19 protein-coding genes are annotated in these 25,323 nt (G+C 41.1%); 10 read left to right on the top strand and 9 right to left on the bottom strand.

Features of this window, described 5'->3' with window-relative positions; all coding sequences use genetic code 11:
* The first annotated feature begins 1,069 nt into the window (after positions 1 to 1,069).
* A complete protein-coding gene (locus tag GKO22_RS10205) occupies positions 1,070 to 2,392 on the top strand; it encodes a TolC family protein (protein ID WP_166334699.1) in 1,323 nt (440 codons plus the stop codon).
* A 31-nt stretch (positions 2,393 to 2,423) separates the two neighbouring features.
* Here GKO22_RS10205 and GKO22_RS10210 read toward each other — a convergent pair whose 3' ends face one another.
* The 3 genes from GKO22_RS10210 to GKO22_RS10220 form a co-directional block, all read right to left on the bottom strand.
* A complete protein-coding gene (locus GKO22_RS10210) occupies positions 2,424 to 3,743 on the bottom strand; it encodes an HlyD family secretion protein (RefSeq protein ID WP_166334700.1) in 1,320 nt (439 codons plus the stop codon).
* Positions 3,744 to 5,969, bottom strand: coding sequence for a peptidase domain-containing ABC transporter (locus GKO22_RS10215; RefSeq protein WP_166334702.1), 2,226 nt, complete (start codon positions 5,967 to 5,969; stop codon positions 3,744 to 3,746).
* Between the two features lie 373 nt (positions 5,970 to 6,342).
* On the bottom strand, positions 6,343 to 7,386 hold the full coding sequence (locus tag GKO22_RS10220; RefSeq protein ID WP_166334704.1) for a ferredoxin--NADP reductase: 1,044 nt from the start codon (positions 7,384 to 7,386) through the stop codon (positions 6,343 to 6,345).
* 149 nt (positions 7,387 to 7,535) lie between these two features.
* On the opposite strand from GKO22_RS10220, the gene murI reads away from it, so the two are divergent.
* A complete protein-coding gene (gene murI, locus GKO22_RS10225) occupies positions 7,536 to 8,360 on the top strand; it encodes a glutamate racemase (protein WP_206367879.1) in 825 nt (274 codons plus the stop codon).
* Here the strand turns inward: murI and GKO22_RS10230 are convergent.
* Genes GKO22_RS10230 through GKO22_RS10240 form a run of 3 tightly spaced genes read right to left on the bottom strand, consistent with a single transcriptional unit; the run spans position 8,357 to position 10,461 of the window.
* Positions 8,357 to 8,779, bottom strand: coding sequence for a Dabb family protein (locus GKO22_RS10230; RefSeq protein ID WP_166334708.1), 423 nt, complete (start codon positions 8,777 to 8,779; stop codon positions 8,357 to 8,359). The genes murI and GKO22_RS10230 overlap by 4 nt on opposite strands.
* Positions 8,780 to 8,808: 29 nt before the next feature.
* Complete coding sequence (locus GKO22_RS10235) at positions 8,809 to 9,228, bottom strand: SufE family protein (RefSeq protein ID WP_166334710.1); 420 nt, start codon at positions 9,226 to 9,228, stop codon at positions 8,809 to 8,811.
* Positions 9,229 to 9,237: 9 nt separating this feature from the next.
* The gene (locus tag GKO22_RS10240) at positions 9,238 to 10,461 is read right to left on the bottom strand and encodes an aminotransferase class V-fold PLP-dependent enzyme (RefSeq protein ID WP_166334712.1); all 1,224 of its coding nucleotides are present in this window, start codon (positions 10,459 to 10,461) and stop codon (positions 9,238 to 9,240) included.
* Between the two features lie 363 nt (positions 10,462 to 10,824).
* Between GKO22_RS10240 and GKO22_RS10245 the strand changes: the two genes are divergently transcribed.
* On the top strand, positions 10,825 to 12,144 hold the full coding sequence (locus GKO22_RS10245) for an NAD(P)/FAD-dependent oxidoreductase (RefSeq protein ID WP_166334714.1): 1,320 nt from the start codon (positions 10,825 to 10,827) through the stop codon (positions 12,142 to 12,144).
* 215 nt (positions 12,145 to 12,359) lie between these two features.
* Positions 12,360 to 14,036, top strand: coding sequence for a DNA polymerase/3'-5' exonuclease PolX (locus GKO22_RS10250; protein WP_166334716.1), 1,677 nt, complete (start codon positions 12,360 to 12,362; stop codon positions 14,034 to 14,036).
* 41 nt (positions 14,037 to 14,077) lie between these two features.
* On the opposite strand, the gene GKO22_RS10255 is transcribed toward GKO22_RS10250, so the two are convergent.
* Positions 14,078 to 15,226, bottom strand: coding sequence for a pepsin/retropepsin-like aspartic protease family protein (locus tag GKO22_RS10255; RefSeq protein WP_166334718.1), 1,149 nt, complete (start codon positions 15,224 to 15,226; stop codon positions 14,078 to 14,080).
* A 116-nt stretch (positions 15,227 to 15,342) separates the two neighbouring features.
* Between GKO22_RS10255 and GKO22_RS10260 the strand changes: the two genes are divergently transcribed.
* From GKO22_RS10260 to rodA, 6 genes are all read left to right on the top strand, one after another.
* On the top strand, positions 15,343 to 17,004 hold the full coding sequence (locus tag GKO22_RS10260) for a M1 family metallopeptidase (protein WP_166334719.1): 1,662 nt from the start codon (positions 15,343 to 15,345) through the stop codon (positions 17,002 to 17,004).
* 150 nt (positions 17,005 to 17,154) lie between these two features.
* A complete protein-coding gene (locus GKO22_RS10265; protein ID WP_066750435.1) occupies positions 17,155 to 18,177 on the top strand; it encodes a rod shape-determining protein in 1,023 nt (340 codons plus the stop codon).
* Between the two features lie 155 nt (positions 18,178 to 18,332).
* Positions 18,333 to 19,166 carry a rod shape-determining protein MreC gene (mreC, locus tag GKO22_RS10270; protein ID WP_166334721.1) on the top strand — a complete coding sequence of 278 codons (834 nt, stop codon included), beginning with the start codon at positions 18,333 to 18,335 and terminating at the stop codon, positions 19,164 to 19,166.
* Positions 19,159 to 19,683, top strand: coding sequence for a rod shape-determining protein MreD (locus GKO22_RS10275; RefSeq protein ID WP_166334723.1), 525 nt, complete (start codon positions 19,159 to 19,161; stop codon positions 19,681 to 19,683). The genes mreC and GKO22_RS10275 overlap by 8 nt, the downstream gene beginning before the upstream one ends.
* Before the next feature lie 21 nt (positions 19,684 to 19,704).
* Entirely contained in the window at positions 19,705 to 21,648 is a 1,944-nt protein-coding gene (gene mrdA, locus GKO22_RS10280; protein WP_166334725.1) for a penicillin-binding protein 2, read from the top strand.
* Positions 21,649 to 21,691: 43 nt separating this feature from the next.
* The gene (gene rodA / locus GKO22_RS10285) at positions 21,692 to 22,966 is read left to right on the top strand and encodes a rod shape-determining protein RodA (RefSeq protein ID WP_166334727.1); all 1,275 of its coding nucleotides are present in this window, start codon (positions 21,692 to 21,694) and stop codon (positions 22,964 to 22,966) included.
* Between the two features lie 83 nt (positions 22,967 to 23,049).
* Here the strand turns inward: rodA and GKO22_RS10290 are convergent, their stop codons facing one another.
* Both GKO22_RS10290 and GKO22_RS10295 read right to left on the bottom strand, forming a co-directional pair.
* Complete coding sequence (locus GKO22_RS10290) at positions 23,050 to 24,243, bottom strand: BaiN/RdsA family NAD(P)/FAD-dependent oxidoreductase (protein ID WP_166334919.1); 1,194 nt, start codon at positions 24,241 to 24,243, stop codon at positions 23,050 to 23,052.
* Positions 24,239 to 25,315 (bottom strand): Gfo/Idh/MocA family oxidoreductase, encoded by a 1,077-nt coding sequence (locus GKO22_RS10295; RefSeq protein WP_166334729.1) that lies wholly within the window; start codon positions 25,313 to 25,315, stop codon positions 24,239 to 24,241. The genes GKO22_RS10290 and GKO22_RS10295 overlap by 5 nt, the downstream gene beginning before the upstream one ends.
* Between the last annotated feature and the right edge of the window lie 8 nt (positions 25,316 to 25,323).

Genomic DNA, 25,323 nt, shown 5'->3' on the forward strand with positions numbered 1-25,323 from the left:
TTTTATCAAATATTAGATGCATTGAACACCATGTATCATTACTTGGCTTCATGCACAAATATCTTTAGTAAACAAGGTTATGTATAGATTAATCTATAAGCTCTATTATGTTATATTCTCCAATTTTTACAATCAAAAAATAGATTTCCCATGGGTTCCTGCGGTCTTTTATATATCTCTTTGTACTGCTTCTTTTACACTTGGAATTGCTGTAATAACCGATCTTTATTACCCTCTGAGAGATTTATTTTCTCTCCCAGAATTACCACAAAAAGTATCGAACATGATAATAAACATATGTATATTAATATCTTACTGGCTACTTTTTCACTATATTCTATTTAGAAAAATGAAAATCCCTAAGATAGATGGAAGTAGTCCATATTATGAATTTACTCCCACAAGACATGAAAGGCTTTTGATATGGATTTTTATTTTTTTGTTAATTTTTTCTGCTATACTTTTCAAATTGATTGAAATGGTATTTATCAAATATTAGATGCAAAATATATACAAAATTTTTTATGTAGCATTCTCCAATTTTCACGCAAGGAAAGAGTTACCCTGGCTCAGTACCATTACAATGCTAATTCTGCTTCTATTTTGTCTGTTTGTAGGATTATTGGACTTGCTTGGTATATTGAGCCAAACAATTAATCTATTTGCTTTTACAGAAGGGTACGGACATTTAGATAAAGTACCCTTTTTTATTTTCTTTTCGACATTGTTCTGGTGGATGTTGTCGTATCTATTTGTAAAAAAAATGAAAATATCGAAGAAAGATGGTACAAGTCCATACTATGAATACACACCTACAAAGAGAGATAAAATTCTTGCTCCGATATTAGTGTTTATTATTGTAACGTATCCGGTAATCATATTCGGAATCAAACAATTGTTTGGTAGATGAAAACTCTAGATCATTAGTTCGATGCAACAAGCTCTATTTTTTAATGAGATGAATTTGTAAATAGGCATTATGTATCGATTAATCTATAACGTTTATTACGTGATATTCTCCAGTTTTCATATATCATTAGCATAACACATCATGGTAAAGTATGGTAAAATGCAGTGGTTATCTTTAGCATGTCTATTTCTTTTTCTATCACCACTATTCGCACAACAGACTATCACGCTAAATGACGCTATACGCTTGTTGGAGGAAAACAATATTGAAATTCGACAGATGCAATACAAAACGTCGCTATCTCACCAAGACGTGAAGGATGCAAAAAATGCCTTACTACCAATAATATCACTAGGAGCAAACCATAATTACATTTATGGTTTGACATTTGACCAAATCTCAGGACAGCTGATTACTGGCAATCGCTGGACAAACTCGGCAAATGCTAATTTAGGCACTCAGGTTGTATTGTTCCAAGGATTTGCTTTACGCGATCAAATACGCACAACGGTCTTGACCCTGCAAGAGAATCACGCGCAAACACGTGTGTTAAACCGTGCCCTAAAATTACAAATGCTGCAGTTCTTCTTTAATGCTACCATAAACCAAGCACTACATTCATCCAGTCTAAGTCAATTGAGATTTTCTCAAGAACAATTAGTGACACAAAAGGAACAGCTAGCCTTAGGGAGCAAAACGCTTGTAGATGTCTCTTTGGCAGAAAGCCAAGTAGCGATAGATGAATACAATGTATTGACGAGTAAAAACAATAAGCAAGAAGCTTTGGTTAACCTCAAACAACTAATCAACATGCCATATACAGACAGTATTCAATTAATAATACCACAAGAATTTGTCTCCCAAGATGATATGCTGAGCACCGAAACAACGCTTTTTTTGTCTATCGCTCAAACCCCTGAGATAGCGCAAGCCAATGCTCAACTGAAAAAGGCCATACTGGAAAAAGCAATGGCAAAAAACAGATACTTACCTTCACTATCATTTTCAGGAGGATATGGTACAAATTATTCATCTGAGAGACGGGACTTCACAACCGGAAGGTATATGTCGCTTTTGGATCAAATAGGGCAAAATGAATCACTAAATCTAGGCGTTTCTTTATCTGCACCTATTTTCGATGGCTTCAGAGTGAAAAGTGCAAAGAAGAGAGCACATTTACAATTTTTAATTCAGACCGAGGAATTACAAAAAGTAGAGGTTGAACAAGAAAAGATTTATAGGCTGGCGCTCCAAGAGATGCAAAGATCTCATCAAGAACATTTAGTGTCTCAAAAAAGATTTGAAAGCCTAGAAACAGCACTAAATGCTATGGCCGCTAGGTATGAACTCGGTGTAGCATCTGCTATAGATTATAATAAAGCCCTATTAGATCGAAATCTTGCTGAATTTAATGTCATTACTTCAAAATATAGTAAGATCTATGCACAATATTTACTTGCCATTCTATGTGACTACTATTGACTTCTTGTATATTCTAAACTAATTAAACCAGTTAGTTTGTTCTATATTTTAAGTTGTCAAACAATCTTTCTATCAATCTTCTATCATTAGTAATGATTTCTGCTATCCCTTTTGCCTCGTATTTAAAGTTTAAAACCGATCCATAGTTTGTTTTCAGCTGTTCTGGAAAAGACACCGCAACGAGATAATTATTAATCTCACCTTGCGTGGTTCTGACGACATTCGTAGTTAACGATATCGCTTTGACAACACCTTTGATTGCGCCGTACTCATTATAAGGGTAATCGTCTAATTTCACGATGACTTCTTGACCTATTGCTATCTTTCCAGCTCCTTTATTCGGTAACATCACCTCTCCCACTAATTGATTATCCTTTGGAATAACCGTAAAAATCTCTTCGCCGGCTTGTATAAATTGATTATTGTTCCAAAATTTCAAAAACTGTACTTGTCCGTCAAATGGAGCCTTGAAAACATACTTTTGTTCCCATAATTTAATCTCATCTAACAATTTATTATAACTAGCTATGACATACGATCTAATCTCCTGTTCTTTCTCAGGATTTTGTACTTCAATCTCTTCAATTTTGCCTTTTGTCAGCATGGATTGCTGTCTTGCATTTATCAAATTATTCAAATTATTTTGGTAACTCTCTCTGCTATTATTATACGAGACCTTACTATTATCCAATTCAGATTCACTTATCACTTTTTTTAAAAACAACAGAGAATCTCTTGTATAAATCCTTAGTGCATGTTCCAAAGAATTGGAACCCATATCTAACCGATTTTGAGCGACACGAATTACCTCTTCCTGCTCTACTAGAGCTCGATTGAGGGCCGCATGTTGTTTATCAAGAAGCCTTCCTTCTCTATAATTTTTAAACTCTTCTAATGAATTTAAAAAAATAAAATACTTCTCGTTTAATTCCCCAATTGAAAAATTTTGCGGCATTGCTTTTTTTAAGTTTAGAATATCCTCACCAAATGGGTTGTAACGCTTCAATAAACTATCAATGAAGTACACATTTTTGGGATTTGCAGCATTCCTCAGGTACGCAAGCATCTCCCCTTCTAATACTTTGTCGGAAGATTCAAACAAAGTAAGATTCAGCCGTCCATTAACTTCAGCCACTAACTTTATAGGGGAGACATTCGAATTAATTACAATTTCCCCAACAATGACGTCAGGATATCTTACAACCCAACCAAAAAATAAAAGCAACGTTAGGACGAACATTACTACACCTGTGACATATAGTCCAAAAGTGGTCGGAATCCTTGTAATGATCTCTTGTACATGCTCGGTTCTCCCGTAAACATCATTTAATTTTTCTTCGGAATTATCCATTTACATCGGATTACTGTTTTCAGATGACTCTTTTAAATCGTACTGTGCTTGTACTAATGTCAAGTACCTGCCCTTCCTTGACATAAGACTTTCGTGATTCCCCGTTTCAACGATAGTGCCATCCTGCATTACTATTATTTGATCAGCCTTCATGATCGTACTTAACCGATGAGCAACTATAACTACTGTCTTTCCTTTAAATACTTCATCTAAAGCATCTACAATTTTTTGTTCATTCACCATATCTAAAGCGTTAGTTGCCTCGTCAAAAAACAAGTAATCAGGATCTTTATATAATGCTCTAGCAATCAAGACGCGTTGCTTTTGTCCTCCGCTTAATCCTCTCCCCTGCTCTCCCATCATTGTTTGATATCCTAATGGAAGTCGCTCAATTTCCAGAGCAATATTGGCAGTACTTACCGCTTTTTTAAGTAGCTCGTAATCAACAAATTCATCATCTAATACAATATTATTCAGGATAGTGTCGTTGAAGATTTTTCCATCCTGCATAACTGCCCCACACTTTTCTCGCCATTGCTTTAAACTGATATTATTTACATTCATGTTTCCAATCATAACTTCCCCATACGATGGTTTATACAAACGAAGTAAAAGTTTTAACAATGTAGATTTACCACTACCACTATCTCCTACAATAGCAGTAACTTTTCCCTCAGGAATTATCATATTTACACCCTTTAAGACCAAATTTGAGTTTGAACTATATTTAAATGCGACATTAAGTACCAATAAGTCTTTCCTATCTGGTAAGCTCACATGATTACTACCAACTTCGTCGTGTTCATCGGACATTTGATGAATTTCATTTAAGCGAAGAAAACTAATCTGCGCAAACTGAAAAGATATAATAAACTGAATAAATTGCGTTACTGGTCCATTTAGCATTCCGATAATGAATTGGGTTGAAATCATGACTCCGAAAGTAATTTCTCCAGCAATAACAGCTTTAGCGCAATAAAAAGTAATCAATAGGTTTTTTAACGAATCTATAAATTGTCCTCCCGAGTTTTGGGAGTTGGTGACATTTAAAACTCGCAAATTTACCTTATACAGTCTTGCTTGTATATCTTCCCATTTCCACCGTTTCTGCTTTTCGTAATTGTTTATCTTAATATCTTGTATACTGCTAATAGTTTCCAGCCAATAACTTTGATTTTTAGAAACAAGTTCAAAGTACTCCCAATCCAATTTCTTTCTTAGACCTAAAAAAGCAAGTACCCAGCATACATAGAGGATACTTCCCAAGAGGAAAATGAGAAATATAGTATCATTATAAATCAAAAGAATTACACCAAACACAACAAAGGTTATGGTAGAAAATATCATGTTTAGAGAATTATTCATAATAAAACTCCTGATTCGTTCATGATCATTCGCTCTTTGTATGATATCTCCTGCCATTTTGTTTTCGAAAAAGGTAATAGGTAATTGCATCAACTTTATCAAGTAGTCTGAAATTAAAGCAATGTTGACTCTAGATGTAATATGTAGCAGAATCCAATCGCGCACAACATTCGAAAGTAAAACACTAAAAATAATCGCGATATTAGCCACTAAAACTATGTTGATGAAGTCTAGATCATTTATCTGTATTCCGACATCGATAACGGCCTTAGAAATAAATGGAAGAAATGCTTGCAGTATGGTTACTAGCAACATTATCACAAGAAGGTTGGTGAAACTTTTTTTGTAAGGTTTAAAATAGGATAAGAAGTTTTCTAAAGTCTTTTTACGTTCTATTTTCTCTGATACTTCCCTTTGGTAGAAATCACCTTGAGGTTCCAAAGCTATTAGTGCACCTCTTCCTTCATTTTTATTATACCATTTCTCAATAAAGTCTGAAACATTATATTTCAAAAACCCTTTTGCGGGATCTGATATATAGACAACGCTATTTAACATCTGCTTTTTTGGCAGAATTTTATATACAACAACAAAATGACTATTATCCCAGTGAATTATAGCTGGTAATGGAACTTTTAAAATTAAATCATCAATCAAACACTTGATAGATAATGTTCTCAAACCTATGCTTTCTGCTGCATGACTGAGATCTAAAAATGAAACTCCTTCTCTCGTACTGCCGCACCTATCTCTTAAATACTGAAGTGAATAAAATTTTCCATAGAACTTAGCAATCATTTTTAGACACGCCGGACCGCAATCCATTATATCCAACTGTCTGTCATTTGGGAATGATCGCATTTATTTAAGTTAAATTTTTTTAATAATTAAATATAATTAAAAAGAAATATAGTAAATAAAAATATAAAATATAAATTTAATATACATTAAAATTACACATCAAAGCGATTAGTTATAATTTACTCATGCAGCTATTTATATAAGTATACACTCTATTAGTTTCGCCATGAGATCAGCAATTAACGAATGTTTACGCTGAGATATATATTGTAATTAATTAATGAGATATTTACATTCTTAATAAATAATACAATCCTCTCTTAAAAAAATCAGATTAAGTTCTTGAGCAGCATTCAAAAATGCAAAAGCCCCGACTTTCGTCGAGGCTTTTGCTTTCTTGGCACTTTTTATAAGCTAGATCTTCTTCAATTTATTACAATACCTCTACCACCACGCCATCTTCCACAGGATGCGACGTGCAGATCAAGCAACGGCCATTGTCCACTTCCCGATCGGTCAATACTTCGTTGTAGGTCATGCGCACCGATCCGGCATGCACTTGCGATATACAAGTACTGCACATACCCGATTTGCAGGAATACGGCAGCTTGATCTTTTGTTCAAGTCCTACATCCAAGATGGTTTTATTATAAGGAATTGCGAGATCATAACTTTGACCTTGAAATTTCAAGACCACCTGATAGGTATTGGTATCTACTTCTTCCTCTTCGTGCTCATCATCATCCGCTTCTTCTTCTGGAAAGAAAAATGTTTCCTTGTGAATATCTTCGTCAGGAAAACCCATTCCCAACAGGGTAAACCGACAAAGATCCATGTAAAACACAGGCCCACACAGGTAAATAGCCGTTTCTTTTGCTGGATCGTCGAATTGCTGTACCAAGCGAATAATATATTCGCGATTCAAACGAGCCGTCAATAAGTTTTTAGAATTCGAAAAGATCCACTCTATGTGCAGACGATCAGGATATTTGGCTTGCCATTCGCGGAGCTCATTCCAAAAGAGCGTTCTCTCCGACGAGCCATTGCTGTATACTAAGACCACTTTCGTATCTGGCTCAGCCACCAAAGCTGTTTTTAGAATAGAAAACAACGGCGTGACGCCCACTCCTGCCGCAAATAAGAAAAGCGTTTTGGGTACATCTGCTTGGGGCTTGTACGCCAACAAACCTTGTGCGGCCATTACCTCTATCGTATCTCCGACTGCAGTGCGGTGATGCAATAATCTCGAAATCTCCCCATTATCTACTCGCTTCACCGTAATCGCCATCGGTTCATCGACTACCGGTGAAGAACTAAACGAATACGAACGTCGAACTTGTCGGCCATTGAAATCAAATATCAGCGTCAGAAACTGTCCTGCCAAGTAAGGTGGAAAATCCTTATTAACATCATCAAAAGTTATCGTGATATTATCATTGGGTTGACGGATGATCTGAGAGATTTGAAATTTATGCATGTATGACGACGATTCGTTATGAAAAACTGCTTCAAATTTAGGGTATAATTGTCAGAATACCTGACAGCCAAGTGTCAAGTGAATGCGCCCAATGAAATTACAACCAACGAAATCGCGGATTTCGAGAATTATGTGTAACTATGCAAAAGATGAATCACGGACCTATCGGAATTTTTGACTCTGGATTTGGCGGATTGACCGTTTTCAAATCCATTTGCGAGCGCTTGCCACAATATGACTATATCTATTTGGGTGACAATGCACGCGTACCTTATGGTAACCGATCTTTCGAGACCGTATACCAATACACCAAAGAATGTGTGTTCAAGCTCTTCGAGATGGGCTGTCCCTTAGTGATTGTGGCTTGCAACACGGCATCAGCGAAAGCATTGCGCAGCATTCAGCAAAATGATCTTCCGCCAGGCAAAAAAGTATTAGGCGTGATTCGTCCGACCACGGAGATCATTGACCAATATACCAAAACAGGGCATGTCGGCATTTTAGCCACACAAGGCACGGTACGATCAGAATCTTACAAAATCGAAATTCAACGTTTTCATCCGCAGATTGTGGTACATCAGCATGCTTGTCCAGTGTGGGTGCCCTTAGTAGAAAACAATGATTTGGATAGTGAAGGCACGCATTTCTTCGTGAAAGAAGACGTGGAAGCTTTATTGAGTCAATCCCCCGAGATCGACACCATCTTGCTTGCCTGCACGCATTATCCTTTATTGCTCCCTACGATTCAAGCGCACACACCAAAACATATCAAACTAGTTCCGCAAGGGGATTTAGTAGCCGATAGTTTGGTCGATTATCTGGAAAGACATCCCGAAGTAGAAGCGCAATGCCAACGAGGCAGTGCTTATAGTTTTTACACCACAGATGATCCGGCAGACTTTGGTGAAAAGGCTAAATTATTCTTTGGACAAGAAGTAATTGCCTTTCACACGATCGTGGATGCCGTCGATTAAGCGATAGAATCGCGCACTTCGACTCGAGTCCAGTACTTTGAGAATTTTTCAGCAGCCGCTAAGTGATCAGGATGCTTTTCGTAGATATTGACTTCGTCCATAGAAGGGAACACGGCAATCCAGTGATAGGAGAACGAATTATCTACCACTTCACGAGGTGTAGTGGGTGCTGGCGTCGCTACACGACAGGCCGTAAAGCCTGGAACTTTCTTCAACGCTTCAAAAAATTGTGGAAATTCTTCTTTTTCTTGATCCGTAAGATCGGTGCGCAACCAGAAGTAGACCGAATGTACGATGGTACCTTCGCCCCACGCTACCGAACCTTCAGAAGATTGTGCTGCTGGAGAACCACATGCGGCCAATACTGCGCCCGACAACACGGTGGCGCTCACGCCTTTTAAAAAAGATTTTCTTTCCATAATGAGTAGATGCTTTCTCGAATGTACTATTATTTCATCTGTAATGCAATAGCATACAGCTTCATTTGCTTGACCATAGCCAGCAAACCGTTAGCTCTAGTCGGAGAAAGATGGTCTTTCAACCCGATTTGATCGATGAAATATAAATCGGCGTCGGCAATCTCTTTTGGTGTATGGCCCGACAATACTTTCACCATTAAGCTTACTAAACCTTTGGTAATAATCGCATCGCTATCGGCCGCAAAATCTACCTTGCCTTGCTCATTCATATCAGGGTGCAGCCAAACTTTGGATTGGCAACCTTTGATAATGTAGTCTTCGGTCTTATATTTTTCGTCGATGAGCGGAAGTTCCTTGCCCAACTGGATGATGTATTCATATTTTTCCATCCAATCTTCATAGAAAGCAAAGTCTTCTATTAATTCATCTTGTTTTTCGTTGATCGTCATGTTGTAATCTTATCGTAACATATTTGCGGCGCGTGTCACACCTTTTACCAACGCATCCACATCCTCTTTACTATTGTATAGTGCAAAGCTGGCACGAATGGTGCCTGGAATACCATAATAATCCATAATTGGCTGCGCACAATGATGTCCCGTACGCACGGCAATACCCATTTTGTCCAATAACACACCCACATCATAAGGATGCGTACCATCAATTAAGAAAGAAACCACAGAACTTTTTTCCTTGGCAGTACCGATAAATCGCATCCCTTCTATTTTGCCTAATTCGATAGTGGCGTATTCTACCAATTCTTCTTCGTGCGCTCGAATTGCATCCAAACCAATGTCGTTGATGTAATCAATGGCTTGCGTCAAGCAGATTCCAGCTTCGATATTTGGTGTACCGGCTTCGAACTTGAAAGGCAGTTCATTGTATGTGGTTTTTTCTAGCGTCACTTCCTTGATCATGTCGCCACCACCTTGGTAGGGAGGCATAGCGTTCAACAGATCTTCTCTGCCGTACAACACACCTACGCCTGTTGGCCCGTACATTTTATGTCCGGAGAAAACCAAAAAATCCACATCTAAATCCTGCACGTCTATTGCGATATGCTGAATGGCTTGCGCTGCATCAACCAACACCACCGCACCATAACGATGCGCTTCGGCAATCATTTCCTTTGCAGGATTGATCGTGCCCAACGCATTCGACACGTAATTGAAAGTGACCATTTTTGTCCGCTCGCTCAGCAGTGTGCGGTAAGCTTCCAAATCCAGCTCGCCATTTTCCAACATCGGAATTACCTTTAGCACGGCTTTCTTTTCTTCACAGAGCATTTGCCAAGGCACAATGTTGGAATGATGTTCCATCGCGGTAATGATAATTTCATCGCCCTCGTTTACAAAGGCTTTTCCATAGCAATTAGACACCATATTGATACTTTCTGTCGTGCCTTTGGTAATGATGATTTCGTGATCATATGCCGCATGAATGAATTCTTGCACCTTGCGGCGCGTCACTTCAAAAGCGTCGGTGGATATCTGACTCAGATGATGCACGCCACGATGCACATTACTATTCATGTTGGTATAGTAATCCGTAATCGCCTGTATAACCTGAATTGGTTTTTGGGTGGTCGCGCCATTATCCAGATACACCAGCGGCTTATTGTGTACCTGTGTACACAATATTGGAAAATCTGCGCGAATTTTATCTATATGAAATGGTTTCAAATGTTTCCTCTCTTTCTAATCTCAAACAAAGTTACGATATCTCCTCGCAAATCACTCGTCCGAGTGCCTCGTTTTCTAGAAAGCTTGACGATTAGATGAGATAACAATCAGGTATACGGCACTTTACACTCAAGAGCTTATTAATTACCGATTATAGACGACATACAATCCAATTATTAGTGTAGATTATACACATTTGCAGTAATCCATGTAACTATCTTTATTTTAATACTTTACAACAAACAATAGACATCACTAGTTTGTATTAAGTGTAATAATTCATTTTTCTTTATCGAAATGAGATAATTAGTCGGATATTTGCAGAAAAATCATAGTTAAGGTTTACATTTCATCGAAATCATTATGTTGCTAAATCGATCTGAGAGAAAATTCCCAAGAGTCATCGTAATCGGAGGTGGCTTCGGCGGTATAGAAGTAGCGCGTCGCTTAAAAGACAAAGAAGTTGAAGTTTTATTGATCGATCGCAACAATTTTCATACGTTCCAGCCGCTACTTTATCAAGTAGCTACGGGTACATTAGCGTCCGATTCTATTGCGTTTCCGCTACGTAAAATGTTCAAGTCTCAATCGAATTTCCGCTTTCGCATGGCGGAGGTACTACGTATCGACAAGGATGCTAAAATAGTACACACTTCGGTAGGCGAGTTTGATTACGATTACTTAGTGGTAGCTAGTGGTGCTACATCCAATTTCTTTGGAAATGCCAACGTAGAGAAATATTCTCTAGGCATGAAGAGCATCCAAGAAGCACAAAATATCCGCAGCTATGTATTGCAAAACCTCGAAGAGGCCGTATTGCGCAAAAATGCAGACGATCGTGAGCGTTTTATGAATTTCGTGGTCGTTGGTGGTGGCCCTACTGGTGTAGAGCTTTCTGGAGCGATCGCAGAAATACAATTGCACATGCTGAAGAAAGATTACCCAGAATTATCCAAACATGAGATGAATGTGTATCTCGTGGAAGGGCTGGGTGAAGTATTAGCAGCACTTTCTGACAAATCTTCGCGCGATGCGAAACGCTATCTAGAGGAATTAGGCGTCAAAGTGATCTTGAACACGGTCGTAAAAGAATACGATGGCATGACGGTTACTTTATCCAACGGCGATCAGATCCCAACAAAAACGGTAATCTGGGGTGCCGGTGTGAAAGGTCAATTCCCAGAGGGAATCAATCCTGATCTAGTTCAGCGCGGTAATAGAATTAAAACAAATGGCCAATGCCAGATCATTGACATGCCAGGTGTATATGCCATTGGTGATGTAGCCGCTACTGTCACCGAAAAAACGCCAAACGGACTTCCAGGTGTAGCACCTGTTGCGCAGCAACAAGGTAAGTATGTGGCTGATCACATATTGAGCATCTTGAAGAATGAGAATAACACCGAAGATTTCAAATACTTCGACAAAGGATCTATGGCGACCGTAGGACGTAATCGTGCGGTAGTTGATATGGGCAAGTTGCATTTGAAAGGATTTATCGCTTGGTGTACGTGGATGTTTGTCCACTTACTATCGATCGCTGGCTTCCGCAATCAATTGGTTACGTTCATCAACTGGACGGTTAAGTTTTTCACGAAAAACTCTGGAATTCGACTGATTATTCACAAGTATCATCGTCCCGATCCTTTAATGAAAGTAACGGAAGATACGGAGCAAGTATAAACGTCGCATCTTTCGTTTATAACGATAATATTTATTAAATGGTAGTAAGCAATAGCTTACTACCATTTTTGTTTGTCAGCGATACTGTATAGCATAAAGATTGCCGCGGCCTCGTGCCGCGGCTGCGGAAAAGACATGGCATTTACAGGGATTAAGGATTGCACATATTTCCCTATCTTTGACTTTCAAACACACAAAAACAACACCCTATTTCCATGGATAATAAAAGCGTCGCAAAGGTTTTCAAACTATATGGTCAGTTGATGGAACTCCTCAATGAAAATCCATTTCGCACCAAAGCCATTAGCAGTGCAGCTTTTAAAATTGACAAGCTTCCTTTTGCTGCCGAGAAGGCTAGCATGGAAGAACTAAGTCAGCAACCGGGAATAGGAAACAGCACGGCCGAAAAAATCAAGCTGATCATCCAATCGGGCACGCTGCCTGAATTGGACAAATTAAAGGAGCAAGTGCCCGAAGGAGTGTTAGAAATGCTTAGCATTAAAGGCTTAGGACCAAAGAAGATTCAGATCGTTTGGAAAAATTTAAACATCGAAAGCATCGGTGAACTGTACTATGCCTGCAATGAAAACCGATTGGTAGAAGCCAAGGGATTTGGCTTGAAAACGCAGGAAGAAATCAAGAAAAACATTGAGTTCTCGATCGCCAACAAAGGTTGGGTATTGTATGCGCGAGCGACGCATTTTGCTGAAGCGGTGTTAGAAGCACTGAAACAAAATTTCCCAGACAATCAAATTGTTTTTACGGGCGATTACCGTCGTAAAGCAGAAGTGTTGCAATACATTGATTTATTGATCGATCTCCCGCAACATGTGTTGGTATCGACTTTAGAAAGCAAAGATTATATCTTGCAGATTGACGCCGACCGCGAAGCCGTACATTTTAAAGATGACAACAATATTGCGTATCGCATTTTCACTACTGCGACGGATTCTTTTGCCAAAAACTGGCTGTTGACTACGGGGTCTACTGAGCATATCGATTTATTGACAGCACGAAACAAAGACATTCCTAATCTAGCGAACGAAGCTGCTATTTACGAAGCGCTCGGCTTGACGTATATAGAACCAGAATTGCGCGAAGGATTTAATGAAATTGATTTAGCTGCGGATAATGCCTTGCCAACCTTGATTCGCAATCAGGACATCTTAGGCACATTGCACAATCACTCCACCTACTCAGATGGCGTGCATAGCTTAGAGCAAATGGCAACCTATTGCAAAGAGAACATGGGCTTGCAATACCTAGGCATTTGTGATCACTCCAAAACGGCCGTGTATGCGAATGGCCTTTCTATAGAACGTATTGAACAGCAATGGCAAGAAATTGACCAACTCAATCAAAAGCTGGCGCCGTTTAAAATATTCAAAGGTATCGAGTCCGATATCTTAGGTGATGGTTCCTTGGATTATCCAGATGAAATCTTAGCAAAGTTTGACTTTGTAGTCGCTTCGGTACACAGTAATCTAGGCATGACGGAAGAAAAAGCAACCGAACGATTAATCAAAGCCATTGAAAATCCGTACACCACAATCTTGGGTCATCCGACAGGTCGATTATTGCTTTCCAGAGCTGGATATCCAATCGACTACAAAAAAGTGATCGATGCCTGTGCCAGCAATCATGTAGTGATTGAGATCAATGCGAATCCGCTTCGCCTCGATTTGGATTGGCGCTGGCATCGCTATGCGCTACAAAAAGGCGTGTTATTATCCATCAACCCAGATGCGCATCGTATGGAAGGATTTCACGATATGCAATACGGCGTATTGGTCGGTCGCAAAGGTGGCCTATCGGCCGAAAAATGCTTGAATGCATTTAATCTAGAAGCGATTCAGGAGTTTTTCGAACAGCGAAAGACTAAGAAAGCTTAGCTAATTACAAATTAAACTGTAGTCATGTTCTTCTATCATGGCTACAGCGTAATATCTACCAGCTTTCCATCAGATAAAATCTGCAATCGTTCTTTAGCGCGCGGAGAAACTTCCAGCATGCGGCACGGTTCCAACTTGCTCAGATCGACACCATCCACACTAATAATCTGATCACCAGGCTTCATCATTGATTTCAAATCATCTCGATAGATAAAGCCAATTACCATTTTCTGATCCCGAACGCCAGGCGTATAAGCTGGCAATTCTGTAGTCAAATCAACAATCTTGTCAGTGCTTTCAAAATAAAAATGCTTGTGTTTATAATCCAAAATCATATCGCCATACGCCAAGAACTTCGTTCCGATTTTACTACTACCGTTCGATGTGGCGATGTTCATGTTTGTTAGATCGACTGCACCAATACCAATACGATTCGCGGTTACGGCATATTGATGACTATTCGCAGCCCCATAAATGCCCGTTGACCCAATACCCTCCAACTCCATTACTCGACTAAAAAAACCTGCTTTCTGAGCTTTTTTCTCATACTCTTTCTTGTTCAACATCAGCTGATGATTATATCCAATATCTACTAATACCGGCAGATTTCTTTTTTTATCAGTACCCAATGAAAGCGAGATATAAGGTAATAGTTGTGAACCGACCAGCTTCATTTTTATGGGCGTTGTAGTAGGATTTACCTTAGCCAAATCGTCCGTAACTATCAGCTTTTGCCCCTTCCAATCAATTTTCACTATCAGATCACGAAACAAATTACTTCCAATAAATCCAGCAATATCATAACAGCTGAATGGAAAGTTTTCGGAAAAATCGTGATCTAGTGCAGCATATTCGTAAAAATTCACACCGCATAACGTAAGCGAATCAATAATTCCAAGTGCCATTTTACCCTTTTGATTTTGGCTATCGCTAATCTTTTGCGATTTAGGTTTGACTTTGGTTGATAAAAATTCGCCTCGAATCATATTTGGAGCACCCGTATCAAAAAGAAAGCGATGGATAGCACCCTGAATTTCTGCCTGCACAATAATATGGCCATGAAAAACTTCAAAAGGCAATTCGAGATAAATATCCTTTTTCACCTTGCCCTTTAAGAAAAGGTGCGATTGCGCAAGAGAAGAAAATCCTGACAGCATCCATATCAAGATAAACAAGCTGTATTTGTACATGGTTAAGAAATTGATTACCCTAATTTACCCAATTATTTACTGATAATAGCACAAACCTCAAAGATTCACCGATCCATAGCGATTTTTTGTAGATTTACTACAAAACACATTCTTCCATGATTCAAAAGTTTGCCGCGATACTACTTTTCAGCGTTCTGACCACACCATTTTATGCATCAGCGCAGCTGATGAAAGCCAAACAGCTATTCACCAAAGCCGATTCCCTACGCGGTGAACTGACTTCATACAGAACCTGCTATGATATCCAGTATTATCATCTTGACGTGACCGTCGATATTGAAAACAAGCATATTGCGGGAACCAATTTATTTCGTTTTGCCGCGCTGAATGATTTCGACACCTTGCAGTTCGATTTATTTGAGAATCTTTCGGTGGATAAAGTGGTTTACAAAGGCAAAGAACTAGATTTTGACCGCGAGTACAATGCTGTTTTCGTGGCCTTTCCAAATACGATTCCGAAAGGGAAACTCGATTCATTTGTGGTGCATTATTCGGGCAATCCTATTCAAGCTACGCGCGCGCCCTGGGATGGCGGGTTTGACTGGAAGCAAGATAGCAACGGCAAACCTTGGGTAGCAACCGCTTGCCAAGGTTTGGGCGCTAGTGTGTGGTGGCCAAATAAAGATCATCAGTCGGACGAAGTGGATAGCATGCTCATCTCCGTCGCCGTACCTCAAGGAGTGATGAATGTCTCGAATGGTCGATTGGTGAAAACTGAAAAACTGAAGAATAAATACACAAAATATCATTGGAAAGTGCGTAATCCAATCAACAACTACAACGTAGCCTTGAATATTGGAGATTATGTGCACTTGAACGAGAATTATAACGGAGAGAAAGGACCGCTAACGGTGGATTATTACATATTGCGGGAAGATGCTGACAAGATGAGTCATCTGCAAAAGAATGTGCGCGAAACCTTGGAATCTTTTGAGCATTGGTTTGGCCCCTACCCTTTTTATGAAGATGGATACAAAATCGTACAAACAGCGCATTTGGGCATGGAGCATCAAAGTGCCATTGCATACGGCAATCGTTTTGGCAATGGCTATTTGGGTAGAGATAATTCGGGCACGGGTTGGGGATTAAAATGGGATTTCATCGTCGTGCATGAATCTGGACATGAATGGTTTGGTAACAATATCACTTCCAAAGATCTCGCAGACATGTGGATTCACGAAAGCTTCACCAATTATTCCGAAGCGTTGTTTATCGATTACTTTCATGGCAAAGAAGCCAGCGGAGCATATGTACATGGCAACCGTAGAGGTATTTCAAACGATGCACCTATTCAAGGTCCGTACAATGTAAACAAAGAAGGCTCTGGCGATATGTATCCAAAAGGTGGCGTCATGCTTCACATGATGCGGACGATTATCAATGACGATGCGAAATGGCGCGAAATTCTGCGTGGACTAAATAGTACATTCTACCATAAAACAGTCGACTACAATGACATTGTGCAGTACGTCAACAAAACGTCGGGCATCGATTTTTCAAAAACATTTGAGCAGTATGTACAACATGCTGGCATACCAACTTTGGAAGTCATCCGAATGCCTGAAGATCAGATCGCTTATCGTTGGATTGCCGAGGCAAAAGGTTTTGACATGCCTGTGGATATTCTAGTCGGTAAAGAAAAAAGAATCCGCTTAAAACCGACCGATAAATTTCAATTCATGAAGCTGGCGGATAGTAAGGATAAGCAGATTACGGCTGATATTTTCAACTATTATATAGGCACATCTATACAATAAACCAACCATTTATTCGTTGACCTATCGCACTGATCAGACACGATCTTATATTCGAGAAAGTTCCTCATTTTTTATGAATGAGTATAGCCGAAGAAAAGATTTTTTTCAGTAGGTTTGCATTTAAAATAAAACTTAGAAAATTCGCGCTAGATGGGTCTTTTTAATTGGTTTACGCAAGAAATTGCGATTGACTTGGGTACGGCGAATACCCTTATCATACATAACGACAAAGTAGTGGTGGACGAGCCTTCTATAGTCGCATTTGATCGCACCACCAACAAAGTGATCGCGATCGGTCGTCATGCGATGCAGATGGAAGGTAAAACGCACGACAACATAAAAACAGTACGCCCGCTTCGGGATGGTGTTATTGCAGATTTTACAGCTGCAGAACATCTGATCCGCGGTATGGTGAAGTTGGTAAACAATGGCAAAAGCTGGTTTTTCCCTTCTTTGCGTATGGTGGTTTGTATTCCTTCGGGTATTACTGAAGTAGAGAAACGCGCGGTGCGTGACTCTGCGGAGATTGCTGGAGCAAAAGAAGTGTATCTTATCCACGAGCCGATGGCCGCTGCTGTTGGTATCGGTATCGATGTGGAAGAGCCTGTTGGTAATATGATTATTGATATCGGTGGTGGTACTACAGAGATTGCGGTCATTGCCTTATCAGGAATTGTCTGCGATCAATCTATTCGCGTAGCGGGAGATAACTTCGACTCGGATATCGTACAATACATTCGCCGCCAGCACAATATTATGATCGGTGAACGTACGGCAGAGAAGATCAAAATTGAGGTCGGCTCCGCATTGCCTGAGCTACAAGATGCTCCAGACGATTTCCCGGTACAAGGTCGCGATTTAATGACGGGTATTCCAAAGCAAATCACCGTTTCGTATACCGAGATTGCGCACTGCTTGGACAAGTCTATTTCTAAAATTGAAGAAGCGATTCTTAAAGCTTTAGAGATCACACCTCCAGAGCTATCTGCGGACATTTATCAAACAGGTATTTACTTGACTGGTGGTGGTGCTTTGTTGCGCGGTTTAGATAAACGTGTACAAGCGAAAACCAAACTTCCGGTTCACATTGCAGAAGATCCACTTCGTGCAGTAGTACGTGGTACAGGTATCGCGTTGAAAAACATCGGAAGATTCAAGTTTTTAATGCAGTAATTCATCTCCAATAAGGAGTAGTAATAAGACACGTTTGCGGATGATGATTGCATGATTCCGTAAACGTGTCAAATAATTTTAGGGACAGGCTACACAGAGGCATTTCCGCTCGTTAGCCACCCATAGGAGCAAAAGCAGGAAATTAAAACAACAGGATGAAAAACCTTTGGCTTTTCTTTATTCGTTATAACGCCTTTTTCTGGTTCTTGCTTTTTTTTACGGTGGCCGTCATCCTTGCCATCCGAAATAATTCTTTCCAGCGCTCTTCTTTCGTCAGCTCTTCTAATGTCATAGTAGGTTCTTTCTATGATCGATTGAATTCATGGAAAAGCTATCTGGATCTTAGTAAAACTAATGAGGATCTCGCACGCGAGAATGCACTACTCAGACAAAGATTACAAAAATACATCCTGCGTGATACGGTAGATTCGATTCCGCTGGCTGATTCTATAGACGAAAGCCGGTATGAGTTTATCGTAGCCGAGGTGGTGAACAATAGCATACACCAGAAAAGCAATTACCTCACGTTGAGCAAAGGCACCAAGGCGGGTATTGAAAAAGGTATGGGCGTCATCACATCCAATGGTGTAGTTGGTATCGTGTTGCATGTTTCGCCTAACTTTTCGACCGTGCGGTCATTATTGCACCCAGATTCTCGCGTTTCGGTCACATTAGATAGTACAGAGGCTTTTGGATCTTTGGTTTGGGGAAATAATATTGATCCTAAATTGGCCATGCTGCGTGACATTCCGAATCATATCAAAGCAGAAAAAGGTCAGGTAATTCGTACCTCTGGATTCTCCTTGTTCCCAAAAGGCATTAAAGTGGGTGAGGTGGCAGAAACGGGTATTGCTTCTGGAGAAAGCTTTTTGGATATTCGGGTGAGGTTAAGCACCAACTTTTACAACTTACATCACGTATACGTAGTCAAAGATAATTTGGAGGAAGAAAAACAAATGCTAGAAGCAGAAAGGGAAGATAATGGCTAGGATCATGTTCTACAATATCATTCGTTTTATCGCTTTGATTACCATGCAGGTCGTTTTGTTTAAGAACATCGGGTATTATAACCTGGCGACTTTCTTTCCTTACATTTTGATTATCCTTCTATTACCGCTAGGCACTTCGAACTTCTTTGTATACGTGCTAGCCTTCGCTACAGGGTTAGCCATCGATGCGTTTTATGACTCGATGGGCATCCACACCGCAGCATGCATTGCATTAGCTTGGTTCAGAATTGTCTTTATACGCATCACCTTAGAAATGGATGTACGCCAATCTTCAGACAGCCCTTCATGGGGCGATTTAGGATCGAAATGGTATATCTCGTATGTTTTCTTTGGCACATTGATTCATCATTTGACCTTATTTGTGATCGAGGTATTTTCTTTCCAAAATTTCTTGATGACCAGTTTGAGTATTTTACTAAGTAGTTTAAGTACCTTTGCCATCATCTTATTAATCAGTCTGCTGTTCTACAAACGGAAGTCTCGATTAGGTATATAATTATAAACAGCCATCGCGTATATGAACAATAGCTTCTTTACACGCAAGTATATTATTCAGGGTATTTTCCTTACGACAGCCATTCTGATCGTGATTCGGCTATTTTATATCCAGATCATAGACGATAGCTACATCCTATCCGCGAACAATAACGTTTTGCGCAAGGTCATTGTTTATCCGGCGCGTGGCGCTATCTTGGATCGCAATGGGGAAATATTGGTACAAAATGAACCAATCTATGATTTGCTAGTCACGCCACGTGAAGCCAAAGATATTGATACTTTATTGCTGTGTGAGTTGATCGGGATTGATAAAAAAGGTTATATACAGCGGATCGAAAAAGCGAAAGCGCATTCACCGTATCGCGCCTCACAGTTCGAGAAACAGTTGTCTTCGACGACCTATGCACGCTTGCAAGAGCACCTGTATAAGTTTCGCGGTTTTTATGTGCAAAATCGGACGGTACGCAGTTATCCCGACAGCATTGCCGCGCAATTTTTAGGCTATATTCAAGAAGTCAATCAACGCGATATCGAGCGTTCGGAAGGATTCTACAGACCAGGCGATTACATTGGTGCCACTGGCGTAGAGCGGGCATATGAAGATTTGTTGCGAGGCAAGCGAGGCATTAGAAACCAAATGGTAGATGCGCTCAACCGCCCACAAGGCTCTTTCATGGATGGCAAATACGACACATTAGCCGTTACGGGTGATGGAATGGTTTCGTCTTTGGATAAAGATCTCCAAATCTTGGCCGAGCGACTGATGAAGAACAAATTGGGATCTGTCGTCGCGATTGAACCATCCACTGGCGAAATATTGACCATGGTGAGTAGCCCTACCTACGATCCTAACCTGATGGTAGGCCGTGATTTGGGAAATAATTACATGGATTTGCTGAACAACGAAGACAAACCGATGTTCATTCGCCCAATACAGGCTTCTTATCCTCCAGGATCAATTTTTAAAGTCGTGGCAGCATTGACGGCACAGCAAGCTGGCATGATCGACGCGCAAACTAGATTTACGTGTAGTGGCGGTTATCGCTACGGTGGCGGACGAGGATTGATGCGCTGTACAGGCGTGCATGGCACGATCGACTTAGCACGATCTATTCAGGTTTCCTGTAATCCGTATTATGCCAATGTATTTGCGCGCATGATCGATTCTCGTGGCATGTCGGGTCCAAAAGCGTATGATTTATGGCGCGAGGCGCTGATGAAATTTGGCTTGGGAAACACCTTAGGTATTGATTTGCCCGGTGAAAAACCTGGACTCGTACCTACATCAAACTATTACACCAAAATTTACGGTAGTGGAAAATGGCGCTCTTCGTTCAATATTTCCCTGTCTATCGGACAAGGTGAATTGGGTATCACGCCTTTGCAAATGGCAAATATCACCGCGATTGTAGCTAATAGAGGATTTTATTATCGTCCGCACCTGATCAAAGGGATTGGTGACAAACAGATTGTAAAACCAGAATTCACGGAGAAGATTTCGGCAGGTGTAGATGCCAAATACTATGAACCTGTGATCGAAGGAATGAGTCGCGTGGTGAACCAGGGTGGTTCAGGACGCGCGGTGGCCATTCCCGGTATAGAGATGTGTGGAAAAACGGGAACGGTACAAAATCCACATGGTGAAAACCATGCGGTATTCTTTGCATTCGCGCCACGCGAAAACCCAAAAATTGCAATCGCTGTATTCGTAGAAAATGCCGGGTATGGTGGTACTTGGGCAGCGCCAATCGCCAGTATGTTGGTCGAAAAGTATATTCGCGATACCATTTCGTTGCCTAAATACTTGCAAGACCGCATCTACAACGGTGATTTACGACCAAAGCCGAAAAAACCTGTTGCACCAGCGAATACGGCATTGAACAAGCCTGCGGATAGCCAAAAGCAGAAGCCAGAGCAAGCGGCTTTAGTGGTACACCACAGTCAAAGACCGCGCAGATCGTAGTCATAGCATTATATAACACAAGAAACAGAGAGATCGTACACCTATGAATAGTTTACAGAAGAAGAGCTTTTTTGGACAGATCGACTGGTGGACGGTCTGCCTGTGGTTCATGCTTTGTATGATCGGTTGGTTCAACATCCATGCAGCCGTGTACGATCCAGATCAAGCCAGCTTATTCAACTTGAATACGAACTATGGCAAGCAATCGATCTTCATCGGTACAGCACTTATTATTGGATTTAGTATTCTAATTATCGAGGCCAACTTCTTTATCTCCTCTGCGCCGGTCGTTTACTTTATTGTCACGTTGCTGCTTATCGCTGTACTAGTCGTAGGGCGAAACGTCGGTGGTAATCAAGCTTGGATTCCTTTAGGAAGCTTCCGACTCCAACCTTCTGAATTTGGTAAGCTGGCGACATGCCTGCTCCTCGCCTTTTACCTCAGCAACCAGATCACCAAAAACCCTAATCTAAAAACATTGTTTTTTGGATCATTGATCGTTCTTTTCCCGGTAATGCTCGTGATGCTGCAACCCGATACCGGTTCGGCATTAGCTTTCTTTGCGTTGATATTTGTTTTTTATAGGGAAGGTTATGTCGGCACGCAAGTGCTGGTAATCGGCGGCTTAGCGATCGTGTTGTTTCTATTAGCCTTGCTATTTAATCAGTGGATATTGATCGGTGTGCTGGCTGCGACAGCTGGACTTTTTATGTACTTGCTGCGTCGGAAGCGGAAGAACCTGATTAATATTGCGATACTATTCTTGGCCTCTTCCACCTACATCTTGTGTGTGGATTTTGCCTACGACAATATCCTTCAAACGCACCAGAGAAATCGTATTGATATTATTCTAGGCAAGATTGATGATCCGCGTGGACAAGGTTATAACCTCAACCAATCCATGATTGCGATTGGTTCTGGCCAATTGTTTGGTAAAGGTTATTTGCAGGGAACTCAGACCAAATACAATTTCGTACCCGAGCAAAGCACCGATTTTATCTTCTGTACCGTGGGCGAAGAATGGGGTTTCGTCGGTTGTGTTGTACTGATTAGCGTGTACATTGCTTTACTCATGCGACTGGTTCACATTGCCGAACGGCAGCGATCAGCCTTTGGCCGAATTTACGGTTACGGTGTAGTTTCCATTATCTTCTTCCACTTCTTTATCAATATCGGGATGACGATTGGAATTGTACCCGTTATTGGTATTCCACTGCCTTTTATCAGCTATGGTGGATCTTCTTTATGGTCCTTCACCATCCTGCTATTCATTCTCCTGAAATTCGATTCTTCCCGCAAAGGTTTATCGAATATTTAAGCTATTTCATACAGAATTATGATCTGCCCAATATCGGAGATAGCGAAATGCTATAGATTAGAATTTGAGGGAGAAAAGAAAGATTAAATAGCTTGCGCAATGGCATAGCCAGATGCCCACGCCCACTGAAAATTATAACCGCCCAGCCAACCGGTAATATCGACGGCTTCCCCACCGAAGTACAGTCCTTTGACCTTGTTAGATTCCAGTGTTTTGGCATTCAGTTCATCGGTAGCTACACCACCAGACATCACTTCTGCTTTGTCGTAACCTTTATCACCTGCCGGCTTTACTTGAAAGCGATGAATAGTATCTTGAATACGTTGCGCATCGGCTTTGCTTAGCGAAGCGATCTTTAGCGTTAATGGTAACATATCCGCCATGGCATCTACCAATTTCTTGGAGAAATGATCTTGTAATAATTGTGCAACCGTACGCTTGCCACCTAGCTGGCGCTCGTCTTTAATCAATTGATCCAGTCGATGTGTCGGGAGTAAGTCGATAGAAAAGGTTTCGCCGGCACGCCAATAGGATGAGATCTGCAAAATTGCAGGACCACTCAGTCCCCAATGCGTAAATAGAATATTTTCCTCGAAAGAGATCCGCTCATTCCACACGCGTGCAAACAGCGAGTTGCCTGATAACGCCGCGTACCAAGCCGCATCTTTGCCTGTAATCGTGAGTGGTACCAACGCGGGTGCAGTACGCACGATGCGATGTCCGAAATCACGTGCTACACGAATGGCAAAGTCCGATGCGCCCAATTTCTGTACCGGCAAACCACCAGAAGCCATCACGACTTTCTTGGCGCTGAGTTGCTGTACTGCGCCACCTCGCTCTACGGTAATTTCAAAGCCTTCGTCTATCTGCTTCACCCCTCTCACCAAGCTATCCAACCACAGCTCCTGCCCTGTTTGATTCATGAGACGAAGAAATACGTCGACAATATCTTTGGCTTTGTTAGACGTGGGAAATAATTGACCTAATGTCTTTTCTGCACCTTGAATAGATCCGTATCCTTCGAAGAAAGAAATCGTATCATCTACCGTCCACTGGCTAAACGCAGCATGCAAGAAGTTCGGATTTTCGGTCACGAAATTATCGACCGAAGTATGCAGATTGGTATAATTGCAACGGCCGCCACCAGAGATCAAGATCTTCGCGCCCGGTTTGCTATTGCGCTCGAGCACCAGCACACGCTTGCCCAATAAGCCCGCTTGTGCAGCACACATCAGGCCACAGGCGCCAGCACCAATGATGATCGCATCATATTTAATCATATGCAAGGAGTTCTCCGGCTAAAGAGATGACGGTTTTTTCATTCCACGATTGCTCACAAAGCTCCAATATGCGGATCACATCGCGTGCTTGCTCAGGCTGTACAGTCAGTGTACTTTTACCTTGCAACACATCGACCACATTGGCATAGAAATCTTGTCCAGATCCACGTTCACTTACCACTTGCTTTGTAGTTTCTACTTGATCGGCATCGACAACGGCTAATGTACCATAAGTCGATTCCGGTTCTATTCCCCAATCGGAATTTAGGTGCGGTAAACTGCCACTGCGAAGTAGATCTTCTTGCGGATCCGTTCCCGGTTTCACAAAACAACCAGCTGTTCCGTATAGCGCGTAGCGCGGTGTCGGCAATTTGGCCAACATCTGCCCTTTCAGAGAAACTTTATGCGTAGGATACGAAAGAATAATTTCAAAATCATCCACGGCTGCTGCTCCATCTCGCTGTACGCGAAGATCCGCAAAAACTGACATTGGCGCACCGAACAATTGCAACGCTTGATCGATCAAATGTGCTCCCAAATCATAGTGAATACCAGAACCAGGCAAATTCTGCTCGCGCCAAGCGCCGCCGCGCAAATAATTGCGAAAACGATCGTATCGCGCTTCATAATTCGTCAATCTGCCGACCGCTTTTTCTAGTATGAGTTTGCGAACGGTCTTAAAATCCGAATGAAAGCGTGCATTGTGATGTACGGTAAGCAACAAATTCTTTTGTGCCGCCAACGCGATGAGTTCATCAGCTTCTGCGCTCGTATTGGTAAATGGTTTTTCAACGACAACGTGTTTGCCAGCAAGCAAAGCTGCCTTGGCAAAATCGTAGTGTACGTCATTGGAAGTTGCCACAACGACAATATCAATGGCAGGATCATCAAAGATATCCGCCGCAGATTGTACCGCAATCGCCTCTGGATAGCGTTCGGCAAGCAGCGCTTGCTGTTCCTCCTTACGTGCTGTGACTTTGTAGAGCTGCAAGGCAGGATTTCCCGCGATAAAAGGCGCATGAAAAACCTGACCACCAATAGAGAAACCGATTAAACCAACTTTATACATCTTCGACC

This window comes from Sphingobacterium chungjuense, from assembly GCF_011316935.1.
GTDB classification, from domain to species: Bacteria; Bacteroidota; Bacteroidia; order Sphingobacteriales; family Sphingobacteriaceae; genus Sphingobacterium; species Sphingobacterium chungjuense.